The sequence below is a fragment of the Saccharomonospora iraqiensis subsp. paurometabolica YIM 90007 genome, assembly GCF_000231035.2.
In the GTDB taxonomy this organism is placed as follows: domain Bacteria; phylum Actinomycetota; class Actinomycetes; order Mycobacteriales; family Pseudonocardiaceae; genus Saccharomonospora; species Saccharomonospora paurometabolica.
Window position 1 is genome coordinate 2,781 of the sequence record NZ_KI912193.1, and the last position, 671, is coordinate 3,451.

A 671-nucleotide genomic window follows, 5' to 3' on the forward strand; every position below is an offset into this window, starting at 1 on the left:
CGACCGACCCGCCGCGCCGCACCGGGCCCGGACCGCGCGCGACGCTCGACGGCGTGGGCGCCGACGACCGGGTGGTGCTGTGGGCGGGCGGGGTCTACGACTGGTTCGACCCGCTCACCCTCGTGCACGCGATCGGGACACTGAGCGCGCGGCACCCGGACGTGCGCCTGGTGTTTCTGGGAATGCGTCACCCCAACCCCGAGGTCGGGGAGATGACCGTGGCGCCGGCGACGGTGCGGCTGGCCGACGAGCTCGGCCTCACCGGCAAGCACGTGTTCTTCAACGAGCACTGGGTGCCCTACGACCGGCGGCAGAACTGGCTGCTCGACGCCGACTGCGGGGTGACCACCCACCGCGAGCACGTCGAGACGACGTTCGCGTTCCGGACCCGCGTGCTGGACTACCTGTGGGCGGGCCTGCCGGTCGTGACCACCGCCGGGGACGCCCTCGCCGACCTCGTGCGGGACGAGGAGCTCGGCGTCGTCGTGCCCTCCGGGGATCCGGAGGCGCTCGCCGACGCGCTCGAACGGTGCCTGTACGACGAGGAGTTCGCCCGGGCGTGCCGGGAGCGCCTCGCCGCCGTGGCGGAGCGGTTCACCTGGCCCCGGGTGCTGGCGCCGCTGGTGGACTTCTGCCGCGACCCGCGTCCCGCGGCCGACCGCCTGCCCGGC

At 75.0% G+C, this 671-nt stretch carries 1 protein-coding gene; it reads left to right on the forward strand.

All coding sequences use genetic code 11. The features are described from left to right. Positions 1 to 671, forward strand: a 671-nt coding sequence (locus tag SACPADRAFT_RS24870) for a glycosyltransferase (RefSeq protein WP_007027889.1), incomplete at both ends; no start/stop codon positions are given.